The sequence below is a fragment of the Pseudomonas sp. Pse35 genome (assembly GCF_024519715.1).
GTDB lineage: Bacteria > Pseudomonadota > Gammaproteobacteria > Pseudomonadales > Pseudomonadaceae > Aquipseudomonas > Aquipseudomonas paracarnis.
This window is the reverse complement of the sequence record NZ_JALJRP010000015.1, coordinates 20,915-38,217: the sequence shown is the minus strand read 5'-3', so window position 1 is coordinate 38,217 and position 17,303 is coordinate 20,915. Positions and strand designations below refer to the sequence as shown.

General features: G+C 61.0%; 14 protein-coding genes and 4 tRNA genes. 3 read left to right on the top strand and 15 right to left on the bottom strand.

Annotation, left to right across the window (positions count from 1 at the left end):
• Window positions 1-8: 8 nt before the first annotated feature.
• Window positions 9-680, top strand: a complete 672-nt coding sequence (locus OC445_RS14630; RefSeq protein ID WP_032896183.1) for a heavy metal response regulator transcription factor — start codon at window positions 9-11, stop codon at window positions 678-680.
• On the top strand, window positions 677-2,077 hold the full coding sequence (locus tag OC445_RS14625) for a heavy metal sensor histidine kinase (protein ID WP_198790607.1): 1,401 nt from the start codon (window positions 677-679) through the stop codon (window positions 2,075-2,077). The genes OC445_RS14630 and OC445_RS14625 overlap by 4 nt, the downstream gene beginning before the upstream one ends.
• A gap of 12 nt (window positions 2,078-2,089) precedes the next feature.
• Here OC445_RS14625 and OC445_RS14620 read toward each other — a convergent pair whose 3' ends face one another.
• From OC445_RS14620 to OC445_RS14600, 5 genes are all read right to left on the bottom strand, one after another.
• On the bottom strand, window positions 2,090-2,581 hold the full coding sequence (locus tag OC445_RS14620; protein ID WP_198790608.1) for an anti-virulence regulator CigR family protein: 492 nt from the start codon (window positions 2,579-2,581) through the stop codon (window positions 2,090-2,092).
• A gap of 79 nt (window positions 2,582-2,660) precedes the next feature.
• Entirely contained in the window at window positions 2,661-3,290 is a 630-nt protein-coding gene (gene pcp / locus OC445_RS14615) for a pyroglutamyl-peptidase I (RefSeq protein WP_054898331.1), read from the bottom strand.
• 7 nt (window positions 3,291-3,297) lie between these two features.
• Window positions 3,298-4,248: a DUF979 domain-containing protein gene (locus tag OC445_RS14610; protein ID WP_198790609.1), complete on the bottom strand. Its 951-nt coding sequence runs from the start codon at window positions 4,246-4,248 to the stop codon at window positions 3,298-3,300.
• A complete protein-coding gene (locus tag OC445_RS14605) occupies window positions 4,245-4,961 on the bottom strand; it encodes a DUF969 domain-containing protein (protein ID WP_014719143.1) in 717 nt (238 codons plus the stop codon). The genes OC445_RS14610 and OC445_RS14605 overlap by 4 nt, the downstream gene beginning before the upstream one ends.
• Before the next feature lie 624 nt (window positions 4,962-5,585).
• Window positions 5,586-5,662 (bottom strand) — tRNA-Val (locus tag OC445_RS14600).
• A gap of 184 nt (window positions 5,663-5,846) precedes the next feature.
• Between OC445_RS14600 and OC445_RS14595 the strand changes: the two genes are divergently transcribed.
• Window positions 5,847-7,130, top strand: a complete 1,284-nt coding sequence (locus tag OC445_RS14595; RefSeq protein WP_054898770.1) for an NAD(P)/FAD-dependent oxidoreductase — start codon at window positions 5,847-5,849, stop codon at window positions 7,128-7,130.
• A 136-nt stretch (window positions 7,131-7,266) separates the two neighbouring features.
• On the opposite strand, the gene OC445_RS14590 is transcribed toward OC445_RS14595, so the two are convergent.
• From OC445_RS14590 to purF, 10 genes are all read right to left on the bottom strand, one after another.
• Window positions 7,267-8,238, bottom strand: coding sequence for an XdhC family protein (locus tag OC445_RS14590; RefSeq protein ID WP_096143888.1), 972 nt, complete (start codon window positions 8,236-8,238; stop codon window positions 7,267-7,269).
• A gap of 1 nt (window position 8,239) precedes the next feature.
• Window positions 8,240-9,475: a c-type cytochrome gene (locus tag OC445_RS14585; RefSeq protein ID WP_054922412.1), complete on the bottom strand. Its 1,236-nt coding sequence runs from the start codon at window positions 9,473-9,475 to the stop codon at window positions 8,240-8,242.
• Between the two features lie 2 nt (window positions 9,476-9,477).
• Window positions 9,478-10,017, bottom strand: a complete 540-nt coding sequence (locus tag OC445_RS14580; RefSeq protein ID WP_054922414.1) for a (2Fe-2S)-binding protein — start codon at window positions 10,015-10,017, stop codon at window positions 9,478-9,480.
• Window positions 10,010-12,841, bottom strand: a complete 2,832-nt coding sequence (locus OC445_RS14575; protein ID WP_186527145.1) for a xanthine dehydrogenase family protein molybdopterin-binding subunit — start codon at window positions 12,839-12,841, stop codon at window positions 10,010-10,012. Before OC445_RS14575 ends, OC445_RS14580 begins: the two co-directional genes overlap by 8 nt.
• Window positions 12,842-13,227: 386 nt before the next feature.
• Window positions 13,228-13,304: transfer RNA gene (locus tag OC445_RS14570), tRNA-Asp, on the bottom strand.
• Between the two features lie 105 nt (window positions 13,305-13,409).
• Window positions 13,410-13,486, bottom strand: a tRNA-Asp gene (locus OC445_RS14565).
• A gap of 55 nt (window positions 13,487-13,541) precedes the next feature.
• Window positions 13,542-13,617: transfer RNA gene (locus tag OC445_RS14560), tRNA-Val, on the bottom strand.
• Window positions 13,618-13,724: 107 nt separating this feature from the next.
• Entirely contained in the window at window positions 13,725-14,489 is a 765-nt protein-coding gene (locus OC445_RS14555; protein ID WP_003192533.1) for an SDR family oxidoreductase, read from the bottom strand.
• Between the two features lie 11 nt (window positions 14,490-14,500).
• The gene (locus OC445_RS14550) at window positions 14,501-15,712 is read right to left on the bottom strand and encodes an O-succinylhomoserine sulfhydrylase (protein WP_054922419.1); all 1,212 of its coding nucleotides are present in this window, start codon (window positions 15,710-15,712) and stop codon (window positions 14,501-14,503) included.
• A 65-nt stretch (window positions 15,713-15,777) separates the two neighbouring features.
• On the bottom strand, window positions 15,778-17,283 hold the full coding sequence (gene purF / locus OC445_RS14545; RefSeq protein ID WP_003192537.1) for an amidophosphoribosyltransferase: 1,506 nt from the start codon (window positions 17,281-17,283) through the stop codon (window positions 15,778-15,780).
• Between the last annotated feature and the right edge of the window lie 20 nt (window positions 17,284-17,303).

Here is a 17,303-nt window from a genome sequence, read left to right as displayed (position 1 = left end):
CACCTTCCATGAATATCCTCGTAGTCGAAGACGAACCCAAGGCCGGTAATTATCTGCTCAATGGGCTGCAGGAGCTGGGGCATTGCGTAAGCCTGGCCCGCGATGGAGTGGACGGCTTGCACCAGGCCCTTGAAACGCCGTTCGACGTGATCGTACTGGACGTGATGATGCCGAAAATGGATGGCTGGGAAGTGCTGCGCCGACTGCGCAAAGAAGCCGATACGCCAGTGCTGTTCCTCACCGCCCGCGATGACATCGCCGACCGCATCAAAGGCCTTGAGCTGGGTGCCGATGACTACCTGATCAAGCCCTTTTCGTTCGCCGAACTGGTGGCGCGCCTGCGTACCCTCAACCGTCGTGGCCCGAGCCGGGATGAAGAACAACTGCAAATCGCCGACCTGCACATTGACGTACTCAAACGTCGGGTGACCCGCGCCGGCACGCGCATTACCCTGACCAACAAAGAGTTCGCCCTGCTGCATCTGTTCGCGACGCACCAAGACCAGGTGCTGTCCCGCTCGCTGATTGCTTCGCGGGTGTGGGACATGAACTTCGACAGCGACACCAATGTGGTGGATGTCGCCGTGCGCCGCCTGCGCCTGAAAATCGACGACCCGTTCCAGCTCAAGCTGATCCACAGCGTGCGGGGCATTGGCTACCGCTTCGATACCCAGCCATGAACCGTCAATACCCTTACTCCCTGACCCTGCGCCTGGCGTTGATCTTCGCCCTGCTCGCCTTCGCCTTGCTGGCCACCCTGGGCGTGGCGCTGTACCGGGAACTGGAGCGCGAACTGATCCGCCGCGATGACGCCGCGCTGATATCCCGGGTGGACCAGTTACGCAACCTGCTCAACGACAGCAATACCCTGGACCTGATCAAGACCAAGCCAGAGCTGTTCCAGAACATGTTGGGCAACCGCGAATCGGTGCTGAGCATTACCGCCCCCGGCAAACAGGCACTGCTGCTGGTAAACCCGGGGAATATTGAGTTGCCGTCGATCCAGCCGCTGCCCAAGGATCACCGGCTCATATTGAGCGACGTGCAACATTTACCAGGCCTGAACGGCATTCCCTTCTCGCTGGTGGCCGTGGCCATCGACTCCGGCGACCTGGGCAGCTTGCAAATCACCAGCGGCCGCCTGATGACCGAGCGCACCGCGGTGCTCGCCAGTTATCGACTCAGCGTCTACATCCTGGCGAGTATCGCCGCGATCATCCTGGCGCTGGTGGGTTACCTGCTGGTTCATCGCGGCTTGCTGCCGTTGCGCCGCCTGGCCCGGCATGCCCAAGGGATCGGCGTCAGCAACCTGGCCGAACGCCTCGACAGCCAAGGCGCGCCGAAAGAATTGCTGCCCATGATCGACTCGTTCAACACCATGCTTGAGCGCCTGGCCAAAGGCTTTGTACAACTGGGCCAAGTATCCACCGATATGGCCCACGAACTGCGTACCCCGATCAACAACCTGCTCGGCGAAACCCAGGTTGCCCTGCAGCAGCAGCGCAGCATCGAGAGCTACCAGCAACTGCTGGCCTCCAATGTCGAAGAGCTGGAACGCCTGGCGCGAATGCTCGACAACATGCTGTTCCTGGCCCGCACCGACCCCGCCAGCGCACTGCGCCAACGCCAGGCGCTGGACGCAGCGGATGAAGTGGAACGCATCGCGGATTACTTCGAGGGGCTGGCCGGTGATGTGGACATGCACATCACCGCCTTGGGCGAAGGGGTGATCTGGGCTGAGCCGATGTTGCTGCGCCGTGCCTTGGCCAACCTGTGCGCCAACGCCATCAAATATGGCGCGCCGGGCTCGGAACTGAGTATCCAGGCAGTGCCGGATGGCGCGGGCATCAACCTGAGGGTCAGCAACCACGGCCAGACGATCCCGGCCGAGCACCTGCCGCGGCTGTTCGAACGGTTCTACCGGGTGGATGAATCCCGCGAGCGGTCAGCCCAGTCCAACGGCCTGGGACTCTCGATCGTGGCGACCATCATGCAGCTGCATAACGGGCGGTACCGTGTAAGCAGTGAAGATGGCGTGACCTGTTTTGAGTTGTTTTTCCCCGGCCGTGAAGCCTGAGGGCGCTGCGACTCAATCAAACGCGCCGTTCAGAACTTCGTAGATGATACCGGTCGCGATGGCCACCAATATCAAGTCGGTCCCCGCTTGCTGCCACTCGTAACCGTCGTAGCGAGGCAACTGCCCCAGCAAGCGGCCGTCCAGCTTCTTGGCAATACCCGGCGGCAGGGGCTTGCCGCGTGCCAGGTTTTTCTGAATGCCAGGCGGTAAGGCTGGCCCTGGGCTCCAATAATCGCGGTGACCGCCCAGCACGTTCAGTACAAGACCGCGATCAACGCTGAAGTCATTCCTGGAGGGCCCACCATTGTCCTTGCCCCTACCTTGCCCACCCTGGGCATTACCTTTGTTATTACCGTGACCTTTGCCGTTGTCCTGCCCACCATAGGCATCACCCTTGTTATTGCCTTGGCCTTTGCCATTACCTGGATCTGCATAGGCAAGGCCACTGGTCACGGACAGCGCAAGGGACAACGCAACCGACACGAACTTCGTACGCTTTAACATGGTGACTTCCCAAGGCAAATATGTGCTTGAACTGTAGTTGAAATCGCAACACAGCGTACACAAACAACAGCGCCTGCCGTCAGCTCACCTGACCACCACTCAAGGCGATATCTACCTGGGTTTGCCAGGCTGCCAATGCCGCCACACGCAACCCCTCGACTATTGTCGATAGCGACATCGAATGCTCGCCCGCGTCAGGCAAACCAGGTACGTGAATAAACCCACTGCGCACCCCAGTCCCCACCAAGGCATGCTGTAAACGATAAAACACCTGATTACACACAAACGTCCCCGCCGTCTGCGATACCGAGGCCGCAATGCCCGCCTCACGCACCGCCTTGACCATGCCCTTGATCGGCAACGTCGAGAAGTACGCCGCCGGGCCGCCATCCACTACCGCAATATCAATCGGCTGCGCCCCCAGATTGTCGGGAATACGCGCATCGTTAACGTTGATCGCAACGCGCTCGACGGAAATATCACTGCGCCCAGGCCCCAGGCCCGTGGCGATGACCATTGCCGGCCGCAGTTCGTTGATCAACTGCAGCAAGGTTTCGGCAGCGGTGGCAAATGCGCAGGGCAAGCAACGCGAAACCATTTGCACCCCCTCGCACAACTGCACACCGTCCAACTGGCGCACGGCCTCCCAAGAAGGGTTTACCGCCGCCTTATCAAAGGGCTCGAAGCCCGTCAGCAATACGTTTTGCACAGTGGCCTCACATCAACAGATAGAGCAGCACGATATTGACCACCAGCATCATCAGCGCCGTGGGTAGTTGGGCTTTGATCACCGCATTTTTATCCGGCAGCTCCAGTAGCGCCGCCGGTACGATATTGAAGTTGGCCGCCATCGGCGTCATCAACGTACCGCAATAGCCAGAGAACATACCAATCGCCGCCATCACCGCCGGATTGCCGCCGTAAATCCCCACCAGCACCGGCACGCCGACGCCACCGGTCATCACCGGAAAGGCCGCAAAACCATTGCCCATGATCACGGTAAACAAGGCCATGCCCAACACATAGACCATCACCGCCACCAACTTGTAGTCCAGGTTGATGTAGGTGGTGGTGACATGAGCGACCGCCGTGCCCACCCCGGCCTCATTGAACAACAGCCCGAGCATCGCCAGCATTTGCGGGAGCACCATGGCCCAGCCCAGAGCTTCGGTCAGGCGACGGGATTCGCGTAACGCCTGTACCGGTGTATCACGGGTCAGCCAGCAGGCCAGGCCAAGGGCGATCAGGCAACCGATGCCGAGGGAGACAAAGGTCGTGTTCTTCGGGTCCAGCAGCGGTACACCACCGATTTCGGTGTGTTTGAGCAACACTGAGCCAATCACCGTGGTTAGCGGAATCGCCAACGCCGAAATGAACAATTTGTGGCCCAGGCGCCCGGCACTGGCGCGGGACGCCTTGTCGTGCAATTCGGCATGCTGGCCACGACCAACGCCGCCCAAGCCCGCAATCAATGCCATCATCACCACACCCACTCCGATGACCACCGAAGGCAGGCGCTCGCCTATAAGGAACGGTACGGCGAACAACAACCAGAACAGCGCACTGGACCAGCGCTTGGGGTGGGAACGGTCGAGCAGGGTCATGCCGGCGGTGATCAGCAACAGCACGCCCGCCAGCCAGTACAGGTATTGAATGGAAATAATCATTGAGCAGCCTCCACCGGAGCGGTGGCCGAGCTCATTTCGCGGGTCAAGCGCCGGTCGAAACGATGCAACCGGATAGCGTGAATGATGAAGGCGCAGATCGCCGTCGGGATGCCCCACACCGCAATGTGCAGCGGCTCCACATCAATCCCCGAGCCAAGCAGGAAGGTGTGCATCAACGCAATCGCACCAAAGGCCACGAAGATGTCCTCACCAAAGAACAACCCGACGTTGTCGGTGGCAGCGCACATGGCCAGTACCTTGTGGCGCAGCTTATCCGGCAACTTGCCATAGCGTTTTTCCGCTGCGCCCTCGGCCATCGGCGCCAGCAGCGGCCGCACCATCTGCGGATGCCCACCCAGGCTGGTCAACCCCATGGCCGCCGTGGACTCACGCACAAACAGATAAATGATCAGCAAGCGCCCGACCGTGGCGCGCTCGAAGCGTGCAATCCAGTTCTGCGCATGCAGGCGCAGGCCATGGCGCTCCAACAGGCCAATCACCGCCAGCGGTAATAGCAGGATCAATTGCAGGGCGCGGGTCTGAAGGAAACCATCGCCCATGGTGGCGAGAATTTTTTCCAGCGGGAACTGGGCGGCAAGCCCGGTGGCGATGGCGGCGGCCGTGACCACCAACAGCGGATTGAAGCGCAATACAAAGCCGACCACGATGACAAGTACGCCGATCAACGGCCATAAGTTCACAACAGTTTGCATGGCGGGGAGGTCCTTTAGTGCGCGCTGCGGCGCCATTACAGCAGGATGTGGGCAAAGGGCTCACAGCTTGAAAGTGGCGTGCAGTCGGCTCGGTTTTTTATTGTTGACCTGGAAGGTCGAGCGTCAGTGGCGCAACTTTGCTGCCTGGGCCCAGAGGTGTCCAACAAGAAAAATTGTTGCTGCAAACCAATAATTTTTGTGGGGGGAATGGCATCGGGCGGTACGGTGCCATGCAGACATTCAGCGCAGTTTTTTGGAAAAGTCGTGAAGATGAACTCGCTAGGGCGTCGGCAGGGAACATTTCTGATCAGCGCCTATACTCCACGATGCAACTGTGTGTAATTGGAGTTCATTCACGGTGTCACGCCGACAATGAGGGTTCCCGCTATGTATGCCGGACAAATGAGTAATATGGCGACCACGCTTGGCGAAATACGCTGCCAGCTGTTCGCCCAGGTAATTTGCCTGCTGGCGGTGGCGACGCTTTTCGCCTGATTGGACATACAAGCCCTGAAAGGACGCCGCCCCGGCGTCATGACTTTCCTTTGCCTAAATTCCAGGCAACAAAAAAGGGCCCACCTTTCGGTGAGCCCTTCTAGACCGCCCAGCAGAGCGGATTTTGTTTGGTAGGCGCGATTGGACTCGAACCAACGACCCCCACCATGTCAAGGTGGTGCTCTAACCAACTGAGCTACGTGCCTGCTGTGAGGCGGCATTCTACGGAATTCCGAAGGGGTGTCAACATCTTTTTTGCAGCTAACCCTATGAATATGCGAATTTTTTATTTGCGCCGGGTACACCCGTGATTTTCGGGTGGCTGGCAGGCGATTTTCAACTCAGGTAGGATCGGCGTACTCGTAAAAAATATAAAACAGAGGTTCCAGGATGGCGAACACCCCCTACCCCCAGTCGTATTACGCCGCTTCCGCGAATGCAGTTCCGCCCCGTCCTGTGTTGCAAGGTGAAGTCGAGACCGATGTATGCGTGATCGGGGCCGGCTATACCGGGCTTTCCAGTGCGCTGTTTTTGCTGGAGAACGGCTTTCGCGTCACGGTGCTGGAAGCCGCCAAGGTGGGTTTTGGTGCTTCGGGTCGCAACGGTGGGCAGATCGTCAACAGCTACAGCCGCGATATCGACGTGATCGAGCGCAGCGTCGGGCCTCACCAGGCGCAGTTGTTGGGGCAGATGGCGTTTGAAGGCGGCAGGATCATCCGTGAGCGCGTGGCCAAGTATCAGATCCAGTGCGACTTGAAGGACGGTGGCGTGTTCGCCGCCCTCAACAGCAAGCACATGGGCCACCTGGAGTCGCAAAAGCGTCTGTGGGAGCGCTACGGCCATACGCAACTGGAGTTGCTGGACGAGCGCCGCATCCGCGAGGTGGTGGCCTGTGACAACTATGTGGGGGGTTTGCTGGACATGAGCGGTGGCCATATCCACCCGCTCAACCTGGCGCTCGGTGAAGCCGCGGCTGTGGAATCCCTGGGCGGCACGATCTATGAGCAATCGGCAGCGGTGCGCATTGAGCGCGGTGCCAATCCGGTGGTACACACCGCCGAAGGCAGGGTCAGGGCCAAATTCATTATCGTCGCGGGGAACGCTTACCTGGGCAATCTGGTGCCGGAGCTAGCGGCCAAGTCGATGCCGTGCGGCACCCAAGTGATCACCACGGCGCCACTGGGCGATGAAGTAGCCAAGACTTTATTGCCACAGGATTACTGTGTCGAGGACTGCAACTACCTGCTCGACTACTATCGCCTCACCAGCGACAAGCGCCTGATCTTCGGCGGCGGCGTGGTCTATGGCGCGCGGGACCCGGCGAATATCGAAGCGATCATCCGACCGAAAATGCTCAAGGCCTTTCCGCAACTGAAGAACGTGAAGATCGACTACGCCTGGACCGGCAATTTCCTCCTCACCCTGTCGCGTTTGCCGCAGGTCGGCCGCCTGGGTGACAACATCTATTACTCCCAGGGCTGTAGCGGTCATGGCGTGACGTACACGCACTTGGCAGGCAAAGTACTGGCGGAGGCCTTGCGAGGTCAGGCTGAGCGTTTTGATGCGTTTGCGGGCTTGCCGCATTACCCGTTCCCGGGTGGGCAAATGTTGCGCACGCCGTTTGCGGCGCTGGGGGCTTGGTACTACGGATTGCGGGATAAATTCGGGATGTAAACACAGGCAAACTGTGGCGAGGGAGCTTGCTCCCGCTGGGCTGCGAAGCGGCCCCAAAAGCCTGGGAGCGCTACGCACTCCAGCGGGAGCAAGCTCCCTCGCCACATTACAACGCGCCTTTAAGCAGGTCTGCGCTTCAGAGCTGGTCGCGAGCAACCCCGCTACGAATCCGTACGATATCCGCCAATACCGCCAACGCAATTTCCGACGGCGTCCTGCTGCCCAGGTTAAGCCCGATGGGCGCGTGTATCCGCGCCAGTTCAGGCTCCCCCAACCCACCGATGCGGCGCAGTCGCTCAAAGCGCTTCTGCGAGGTCTGCAACGACCCCATCACGCCAATGTAGAACGCGTCGGTACGCACCGCTTCCATCATCGCCAGATCGTCGATACGCGGGTCATGCGTCAGCGCAACCACCGCCGTATCACGGTGACAGCCGCCGTCGGCAATAAACACCGACGGCAACTGGCGACGAATCTCCACGCCATTGAGCACCACGCCTTCGAGCACTTCATCACGTGGGTCGCAGAGAATCACTTCGAACCCAAGGCCGACTGCAAACTCGGCACACGCCTGCGCCACGCTGGAGTACCCGGCCAGTAATAAACGCTGAGCTGCACCGACGCGGATGCGCACCCGCTCACTGTCACGCTCGATGCGCACGCCCTGCTCACAATCAGCGACCAGGCTGCGCGCCCCGCTGGCCAGGTCGACCTGGCGAATCAAGCGGCGCTGCCCGAGCAGCGCCGACTCCACTTCACGCAGGTGCGCCTGCACCTCGCAGTCAGGCTCGAACTTCTCAACCAATACATCGAGAATGCCGCCGCAGGGCAGGCTGACCCGCGAGCGCGGATCGTCCCCTGCGCCGTAGCGCACCACGTTGACCGCAGCGAAAAACGCACCTTCGGCGACGCGTTCGAGAAAGTCCTCCTCGACGCAACCACCCGACAACGACCCAATCCACTGCCCAGCGGCGTTCACCGCCAGCAGCGAACCCGGCGCCCGCGGCGCCGAGCCGTAGGTGGCCAGCACCGTACAGAGCCAAATGCGCTGCCCCGCCACCGACCACGCCAGCGCCCGTCGTATCACCTGCAGATCCAGATGCTGCATGTCAGTGCGCCTTGTGCTCGATGGACGGCGCCTCAGCCTGCAGCTTCTGCACATCGCTCACCGCCAGCTCCGCCGATTGCCCGCCCCAGCCTTGGCGCAGGTAATTGATCAGATCGGTGAGTTGTTCCGGGCTGAGTTTTCCCGCGAAGCCCGGCATCGGTTGCATGTGCTCGAACCCGGAGAACTTCTGCTCGCCAATCCCGTCCTCGATCACCCGCACCAGGTTGCGCGGGTCTTCCAGACGCAGCGTGGTGTTGCCGCGCATCGCCACCGCGATGTGCGGCTTGCCTTCACCATCGGCGGCATGGCAACCGGCACAGACGTTCAGGTATTCCTGGCGGCCGCGCTGAGCGCTCGGGCCAAGGTGTTCCACCGGCACTTCGACCAGCGCCTTGGCTGCGGGCGGTTTATCACCGAGCAGGAAGGTCGCCATCGCGGCCAGGTCCGTATCGCTCAGGCCCTGGGTGCTGTTGTGGAACACCGGGAACATCTCGTTGAACATCGTCCCTTGTGCGCTCATGCCATGCTTGAGGAACGTGGCCAGGTCCTGCTCATTCCAGCCGCGCGCGGCCAGGTCGGTGGCGAGCAGGCTGGGCGCCAGATAGCCATTGAGGATGCCGCCGGTCAGGCGCTTGTCCAGCTCCATCGCACCGGGCAGGCCACGTGGGGTGTGGCATTCGCCGCAGTGGCCGAGCACTTCGACCATGTACTGGCCGCGCTTCCAGGCTTCGCTCTTGCCTTCGGCCGGTTCCAGTTTCAGCGCTTTGCCGTACAGCACGTTCCAGCCCATCAGGCCCAGGCGCACGTTGAAGGGAAAGCTCAGGCTCGTCACAGGCGCTGCGCGCTCGATCGGCTCGATGGTTTTGAGGTACGCATGAATGGCGTCCGAGTCTTCACGCGGCATCAGGTGGTACGAGGTGTAGGGCATCGCCGGATACAAGTACGCACCGTCGCGACGCTTGCCTTCGGTCAACGCGGCGAAGAACTCGTCATCGCTGTACAAGCCGATGCCGTGTTCTTTGCTTGGCGTGATATTGGTGCCATAGATGGTGCCAAACGGCGAGACAATCGGCAGGCCGCCGGCAAACGGCGCGCCGCCCGGTGCAGTGTGGCAGGCCATGCAGTCAGCGGCGCGGGCGAGGTATTCGCCGCGCTTGGCTTGATCACCAGCGTGGGCAAACAATACCGGCGCGGCCAAGCCGACCGCCAAGGCCAGGCGGGTCAGAAAAAGCTTCATGCTTAACCCTCCTTGACCAGGCCGAGATCGGTCAGCACGTTGCGGGTGGCGTTGTAATAGCGCACGTACCCGGTACAACGGCAGACGTGATGACCGAGGCTGTCCTCGATGACTTGTTCCAGCTTGCTGTACACGGTCGGCTGGCGTTGCAGTTTCTCCACCAACACGGTCGCCGCGTTGACGAAGCCCGGCGCGCAATAGCTGCACTGAAAGGCGAACTCATCCACGAAGCGCTGCTGGATCGGGTTGAGCTCAGTGACCTGGCCCGACTCATCGCGCTTGGCGTGGCCTTCGATAGTGCGCACTTGCTTGCCTTCGAAGTAATGCGCGCCGGTGATGCAGGTGCGCACTTCTTCGCTGGTGCCGTCCGGGTTGTCGACGATCACCACACAGGCGTGGCAAATGCCTTGGCCGCAGCCCAGCCGCGAGCCCGTGAGGTTTTTGTATTCGTGCAGGTAGTCGATCATCGGCAGGTCATCAGGGATGTCCACCGGGCCGACGGGTTGACCATTGAGGGTCAGTTGAAGCGGACGGTTAGCCATTGAGGGCCTCCTTGATGCGTGCAGCCGTGATTGGCAGGTCGCGAACACGTTTACCGATGGCGTGTGCCACCGCATTACCGATGGCCCCGACAATCGGGATCATCACCACTTCAGCGATACCTTTGGACGGGTCGCTTGGCGACAGCGCCGGCAGAATCTCCGAGGTCTGCTTCCATACGGCAACGTGACGCGCCATCGGCAGACGGTAGCGGTTGAAGTTCCAGTCGCCCTCCCCCGGCCCGCCTTCGTACAACGGCATTTCCTCCATCAACGCGTGACCGATACCCATGGCCACTCCACCCTCGAGCTGGCCTTTGACCAACTCTTCAACCAGCACACGCCCGCACTCGACCCATGAATGGTGATTGAGCACTTCGACCTGCGCCGAACCCTTGTTGACCTTCAACTCGACCAACGTGGCGACGGGGCTGTAGTACGTCACCGCAGCGTTATTCAACTGGGTGGCGGGATAGCTGACGTTCTGGCGATCGAGCAGGTGGAAACCGGCAGTGCTCATCAGCGCCTGCTTGGCTTTCGGTGCGCCATCGCCGTATTTCACCGCCAGACCGTCGAGCGGCAGGCGCTCGCGCACGCCGTCGATGCTGTACTCAGCCTCGGCCCAGCTCCAGCGGTTGAACCCGTGGACCGTGGCAGCGGTGACCAGGCCTCGCTCATGAGCGCGCCTGGCCAGCTCTTCAAAGCTCAATGGCTGCATGCCGTTGGCGGTGAGCTTGCCGTCCACCCAATGTGCGTCTTCGCGGCGTACCACATAGGGGTTGGCCTGGCCGCCGAACGGGCCCTGGCGCCAGATCTCTAGCGCCGCTGGCCACAGGCCGTGGTTGAACAGCACACGCGCCGCTTCGCGGGTGGCGTGGCTGAAGTAGTACGCCGAGTTGGTCGCCGAAGACGCCGAAGCGAGCTTGCCCACCCAACGCGGGTTACGCAGCAGGTTGTCCTGCTCGGCCTGGCTCATGGTGTAAGGGTTGCCGCCGGTGACCAGTTGCATTTCCTGCCATTGTGTTTCGCCGGTCTTCACTTCGTGGGCCGGGCTGCCGAGGAAGTCGGCAACCACCAGCGACTGCGAAGTGGACATGCCGGTGCCGATTTCGATTCCGATGTGGCGCAGGCTGATGCGACCGTCAGCGCTGAATTCAACACTGGCCATCGGCGCTTCGGAACCGGTGCCGAAGTCTTTCTGGCAGATGGCAAAACCGACGCCATACCAGTTATCCGGGTCTGCGGCTTCGCGTTGTTGCTTGATCGCGTCACGGTTTTTCCACACGTCGTGCACAGCGGCCTTGTCGAGAATTTCGTGCAGCCGCAACGCACCGGCAGGGATCGCGCCCTGGGTGTTCTTCATGCCCGAACGCAATGCGTTCTTGCGCCGCAGCTCGATGGCATCCACACCAAGGCGGCCGGCGATTTCGTCGACCATCATTTCGGTCGCCGCCATGCTTTGCAGGGTGCCGTAGCCCCGCATCGAACCGGCTTCAACGCCACGGGAATGGTACGCGGTGACTTGCAGGTCGTTCTGCGGCATGTAGTAGATCGACTGCGCCGCCGTGGCGCCGACCGCAGCCACCGATGGGCTGTAGTTGATCCGGCCACCGCCGTCGACGCTCATGTCGGCGAGGAAGATTTTGAAGCTGTGGTCGTTCTTGTCGACCGCCAACTGATAGCGGATATCGAATGGGTGACGCTTGATGCCGCTCTGGAATTGCTCGTAACGGTCGTTGGCCAGGCGCACCGGCACACCAGCGCCATACAACGCAGCGAGGGCGGCGTAGTAGACGAAAATGTTGTGGTCTTTGGAACCGTAACCCACGGTGTAACCCGGGTGCATGTTCAGATGAGCCAGGCCGAAGCGCGACGGCGAGATCATCTTGGCGGTCTCGGTCGCAACTTCCAATGGGCACTGGGTGGCCACCACAAAGTGCAGGGTTTTGGTCGCTGGATCGTACCAACCGTTGCCGTTGTCCGGCTCCATGGCGGCCGGTTCGATCGATGGGGTTTTGTAGCGCTCGTCAAACACTAGCCAGTTGTCCGGTGGCGTGTTGATCTGGCTCTTCATGCGCTCGGCGTAGAACAGCCCGCGCTCGGTCAGGTTGCCGTGCAGGTTCGGCTGGGAATTCCACACTGGGCGACGGTTTTTCAGCATCGGGAACAGGATCGAATCCTTGAGGCTGGCGAATTCGTCTTCATCGGCCGAGGTCGGGCCACCCACGCGCACGTAGCGGAAGCTACCGTAGGGGTCACCTTCGTAATACGGCACTTTGGCGCCGTAACGAATCGCCTTGTCATTGAACTTGAGTTTGTTCTTGGCCTGACGGAAACGCTCGAAGTCGTTCCAGATCAGGATCGCCACCGGGTGACCGATGAACATCGGCACTTTGCCCTCGGGTAGCAACGGGGCCGGCGCATGTTCTTCCGGGAAGACGATACCGTCCTTGTCCAGGTCGGCAGCGGTGACAATACGGTCCGGCTGCAGCTCGGCGCCAAGCCACGACAGGTCGTAGCCCGCGTAGATGTGGTCGGCCTTGATGGTTTTGAGCAACATGGCGTGACCTTGCTGCTGGGGCCAGCCAGGCATGTCCTTGGAACGGATGTCGCGGGCAAACACCTTGCTGCCGCAGACTTTCGACAAGGCATCGTTACGCTGGCGCGCCTTGCCGTTATGGCCAAGCCACTTTTCAGACGGCACGGTCACGCTGTTTTCCATCAAGGCAGCCAGCGCCTGGGTGCTGAGCGGCGTGAGCGTGACACTCACACCCGCCACCAGCCCGCCCTGGAGGAACGAGCGCCGGGTTATTTCACGGTTGGACATGGATCATCCTCTGAGCGGTTATAAATCCGCCCTTATGGTTAAGTACACCGAATCTGGAGACTTGCAGAAACCTTTCTCGACGAATCAAAAGGCCATGATGACAGTGCAAAGTTGACCGAAGGGTTAACTTTAAAGGTTTCTGCGCCTGCGGCAAATAACCACATTGAAATTTTTTGACACAAGAACGCAAAACGGCCGACAGAATCGAAATGATCTGTCGGCCGTTTGCCGATAATGAGCGCTGATGGCAGCGAAGAAGATGGATTTTTTTCAAACCCCAAACACAAAAAACCCCGGTCTTTCGACCAGGGTCTTTGCTATCGGATCAAGGTGAGCCACTGGCTTTCCTTGTGCTTCAAGGCGTTCAGTGGGCCTTGATGCAGATATGGCGCAGCGGACGGGACTCGAACCCGCGACCCCCGGCGTGACAGGCCGGTATTCTAACCGACTGAACTACCGCTGCGTATCGCTTGGCTGATTGAGCATGAACCCTCAACCACCTTTAAACATCTGATCGATCAGCCTTGGCTGTTCAATCTCAAGCCCGACATATCGAACCTGGAAAATATGGCGCAGCGGACGGGACTCGAACCCGCGACCCCCGGCGTGACAGGCCGGTATTCTAACCGACTGAACTACCGCTGCGCGTCAGTGCAACCTTTAACGTTGCGTCTTGCCCTAGGGCAAAACTCTCAAGAAGTGGTGGGTGATGACGGGATCGAACCGCCGACCCTCTGCTTGTAAGGCAGATGCTCTCCCAGCTGAGCTAATCACCCTTTGCTTCGTTGAGGCCGCGAAATTTACGCAGGTAGCGGACCTAAGTCAATAGCCTGCTTGAAGTTTTTCTGAAAAAGACAAAATGACTTCAAGACAGCTACCCGCCCTACTCGCTGTAAATCATCTTCTTGCTCATGCCGCCGTCCACCACGAACTCTTGCCCGGTGACGAACCCGGCCTGGCGTGACAGCAACCAGGCTACCATCGCCGCCACGTCCTCCACTGTCCCTACCCTGCCCGCCGGATGCTGGGCATGATCGGCGTCGGTGAGCGGCTCTGCACGCCGCGCAGCCGGGTCACGTGCGTCGATCCAGCCAGGGCTGACCGCATTGACCCGCACTTCCGGCCCAAGGCTCATGGCCAGGGCGTGGGTCAGGGCCAACAGCCCACCTTTGCTGGCCGCATAGGCTTCGGTGTCAGGCTCGGATTGACGCGCCCGGGTCGAGGCCAGGTTGACGATGGCACCGCCATGGGCACGCAGGTAAGGCGCGCAGTGCTTGGCCAGCAGCATCGGCCCACTGAGGTTGACCGCCAGCACCCGATTCCAGTACGCCAGGTCGAGGCTTTCCAGGGTGATATTGCGCGGGTCGGCCACCGCCGCGTTGCACACCAACGCATCCAGGCGCCCGAACTGCCCCAGCACCTCGGCGACACCCTGGGCCACTTGCTTCTCGTCGGCCACGTCCATGGTGATAAACCAGGCGTTGTCGCCCAGCACCTTGGACACCTTGGCACCGCGCTCGCGGTCCAGGTCGGTCAACACCACCTGCCAGCCTTCGCTGATCAGCCACGCGGCAATCCCGAGGCCAATGCCCCGCGCCGCGCCCGTCACCAACGCCACGCGCCCGTTACTGGCCGCTGCGGCCTCCATGGACCACTCGATCACAAGGCCGCCAGCCCGCGGGCCAGGTCTGCCTGCAAGTCAGCAACGTCTTCCAGGCCCACCGCGATGCGGATCAGGCTGTCACGGATACCGGCCGCTTCACGCTCCTGCGGCGCCAGGCGCCCGTGGGAGGTGGTGCTCGGGTGGGTGATGGTGGTTTTGCTGTCACCCAGGTTGGCGGTAATGGAGATCAACCGCGTCGCATCGATAAAGCGCCAGGCACCGTCTTTGCCGCCCTTGACTTCGAAACTCACCACCGCGCCGAAGCCACGCTGCTGACGCTGGGCCAAGGCGTGTTGCGGGTGGCTCTTGAGGCCGGCGTAATGCACCTTCTCGATACCGTCCTGCTGCTCCAGCCACTCGGCCAGGGCCTGGGCGTTGGCACAATGAGCTTTCATACGCAGGCTGAGGGTTTCCAGGCCTTTGAGGAAGATCCAGGCGTTGAACGGGCTGAGGGTCGGGCCGGCGGTGCGCAGGAAGCCCACCACTTCCTTCATCTGCTCGCTGCGACCGGCCACCACGCCGCCCATGCAACGGCCCTGGCCGTCGATGAACTTGGTTGCCGAGTGCACCACGATGTCCGCACCCAGCTTCAGCGGTTGCTGCAAGGCCGGGGTGCAGAAGCAGTTGTCCACCACCAGCATCGCGCCCTTGGCATGCGCGACTTCGGCCAGCGCGGCGATGTCCACCAGCTCTGCGAGCGGGTTGGACGGCGATTCGACGAACAACAGCTTGGTATTGGCCTTGATGGCCGCCTCCCAACCGGACAGGTCCGCCAGGGGCACGTAATCGACTTCAATACCGAAACGCTTGAAGTACTTCTCGAACAGGCTGATGGTCGAGCCGAACACGCTGCGCGATACCAGCACATGGTCGCCGGCGCTGCACAGGCTCATCACCACGGCCAGGATGGCCGCCATGCCGGTGGCAGTCGCCACGGCCTGCTCGGCACCTTCCAGAGCCGCGATGCGCTCTTCAAACGCACGCACGGTCGGGTTGGTGTAGCGCGAATACACGTTGCCCGGCACTTCGCCAGCAAACCGCGCAGCGGCGTCGGCGGCAGTACGAAACACGTAGCTGGAGGTGAAGAACATCGGGTCGCCGTGCTCACCTTCCGGGGTACGGTGCTGGCCGGCGCGCACAGCCAGGGTATCGAAAGCTACGCCATCGAGGTCGCTGTCCAACCGACCGGCATCCCATTCCTGACTCATGCTGCGACTCCTTATTCAATTCTTTGTTTAAGATACAAAACCGGCCCCTCAGGGCCGGTGTTTACTCAGTTGTTATACAGGTCGATGATCGCGCTGACCGCCTGTGTCTTGATCTTCGACGAGTCGTTGCGCGCCTGCTCGATCTTGTTCAGGTAGGCCTCGTCGACATCGCCGGTCACGTACTTGCCGTCGAACACGGCGCAGTCGAACTGCTCGATCTTGATCTTGCCACCGCCAACCGCTTCGATCAGGTCCGGCAGGTCCTGGTAGATCAGCCAGTCGGCGCCGATCAGGTCGGCCACGTCCTGGGTCGAACGATTATGCGCGATCAGCTCATGGGCGCTCGGCATGTCGATACCGTACACGTTCGGGTAACGCACCGCAGGCGCAGCGGAACAGAAGTACACGTTCTTCGCCCCGGCTTCGCGGGCCATCTGGATGATCTGCTTGCAGGTGGTGCCCCGCACGATGGAGTCATCTACCAGCATTACGTTCTTGCCGCGGAACTCAAGCTCGATGGCGTTGAGCTTCTGGCGTACCGATTTCTTGCGTGCAGCCTGGCCGGGCATGATGAAGGTACGGCCGATGTAGCGGTTCTTCACGAAGCCTTCGCGGAACTTGACGCCCAGGTGGTTGGCCAGCTCCAGCGCAGCGGTACGGCTGGTATCCGGGATCGGGATGACCACATCGATATCGTGCTCGGGACGCTCGCGCAGGATCTTCTCGGCCAGCTTCTCGCCCATGCGCAGGCGCGCCTTGTAGACCGAGACGCCGTCGATGATCGAATCCGGACGCGCCAGGTAGACGTGTTCGAAGATGCACGGGGTGAGTTTCGGCGCTACGGCGCACTGACGGGTGTGCAGCTTGCCGTCTTCAGTAATGTAGACAGCCTCGCCCGGCGCCAGGTCGCGGATCAGGGTGAAGCCCAGCACGTCCAGGGACACGCTTTCGGAAGCGATCATGTACTCGACGCCTTCGTCGGTGTGACGCTGGCCGAACACGATCGGGCGAATGCCGTGGGGGTCGCGGAAACCAACGATGCCGTAACCGGTGATCATCGCCACCACCGCATAACCACCGACGCAACGGTTGTGCACGTCGATCACGGCGGCGAACACGTCTTCTTCGGTCGGCTGCAGCTTGCCGCGCTGGGCCAGCTCGTGGGCGAACACGTTGAGCAGCACTTCCGAATCGGAGCTGGTGTTGACGTGGCGCAGGTCAGATTCGTAGATCTCCTTGGCCAGTTGTTCAACGTTGGTCAGGTTACCGTTGTGCGCCAAGGTGATGCCGTAAGGCGAGTTGACGTAGAACGGTTGAGCTTCGGCCGAGGTCGAACTACCGGCAGTCGGGTAGCGCACATGGCCAATGCCCATGTGCCCGACGAGGCGCTGCATGTGACGCTGATGGAACACGTCACGCACCAGGCCATTGTCCTTGCGCAGGAATAACCGGCCGTCGTGGCTGGTCACAATACCGGCAGCGTCCTGGCCGCGGTGCTGGAGGACGGTTAGCGCGTCATACAGCGCCTGATTGACGTTCGACTTACCGACGATACCGACGATGCCACACATGCGACGCAACCCCTACTTAA

Bases quoted from the DNA above. Each gene is read 5' to 3' on its own strand.
- OC445_RS14630 (WP_032896183.1), top strand. From the start codon at position 9: ATGAATATCCTCGTAGTCGAAGACGAACCCAAGGCCGGTAATTATCTG.
- OC445_RS14625 (WP_198790607.1), top strand. From the start codon at position 677: ATGAACCGTCAATACCCTTACTCCCTGACCCTGCGCCTGGCGTTGATC.
- OC445_RS14620 (WP_198790608.1), bottom strand. From the start codon at position 2,581: ATGTTAAAGCGTACGAAGTTCGTGTCGGTTGCGTTGTCCCTTGCGCTG.
- OC445_RS14610 (WP_198790609.1), bottom strand. From the start codon at position 4,248: ATGATTATTTCCATTCAATACCTGTACTGGCTGGCGGGCGTGCTGTTG.
- OC445_RS14605 (WP_014719143.1), bottom strand. From the start codon at position 4,961: ATGCAAACTGTTGTGAACTTATGGCCGTTGATCGGCGTACTTGTCATC.
- OC445_RS14595 (WP_054898770.1), top strand. From the start codon at position 5,847: ATGGCGAACACCCCCTACCCCCAGTCGTATTACGCCGCTTCCGCGAAT.
- OC445_RS14590 (WP_096143888.1), bottom strand. From the start codon at position 8,238: ATGCAGCATCTGGATCTGCAGGTGATACGACGGGCGCTGGCGTGGTCG.
- OC445_RS14585 (WP_054922412.1), bottom strand. From the start codon at position 9,475: ATGAAGCTTTTTCTGACCCGCCTGGCCTTGGCGGTCGGCTTGGCCGCG.
- OC445_RS14580 (WP_054922414.1), bottom strand. From the start codon at position 10,017: ATGGCTAACCGTCCGCTTCAACTGACCCTCAATGGTCAACCCGTCGGC.
- OC445_RS14575 (WP_186527145.1), bottom strand. From the start codon at position 12,841: ATGTCCAACCGTGAAATAACCCGGCGCTCGTTCCTCCAGGGCGGGCTG.
- OC445_RS14555 (WP_003192533.1), bottom strand. From the start codon at position 14,489: ATGGAGGCCGCAGCGGCCAGTAACGGGCGCGTGGCGTTGGTGACGGGC.
- OC445_RS14550 (WP_054922419.1), bottom strand. From the start codon at position 15,712: ATGAGTCAGGAATGGGATGCCGGTCGGTTGGACAGCGACCTCGATGGC.
- purF (WP_003192537.1), bottom strand. From the start codon at position 17,283: ATGTGTGGCATCGTCGGTATCGTCGGTAAGTCGAACGTCAATCAGGCG.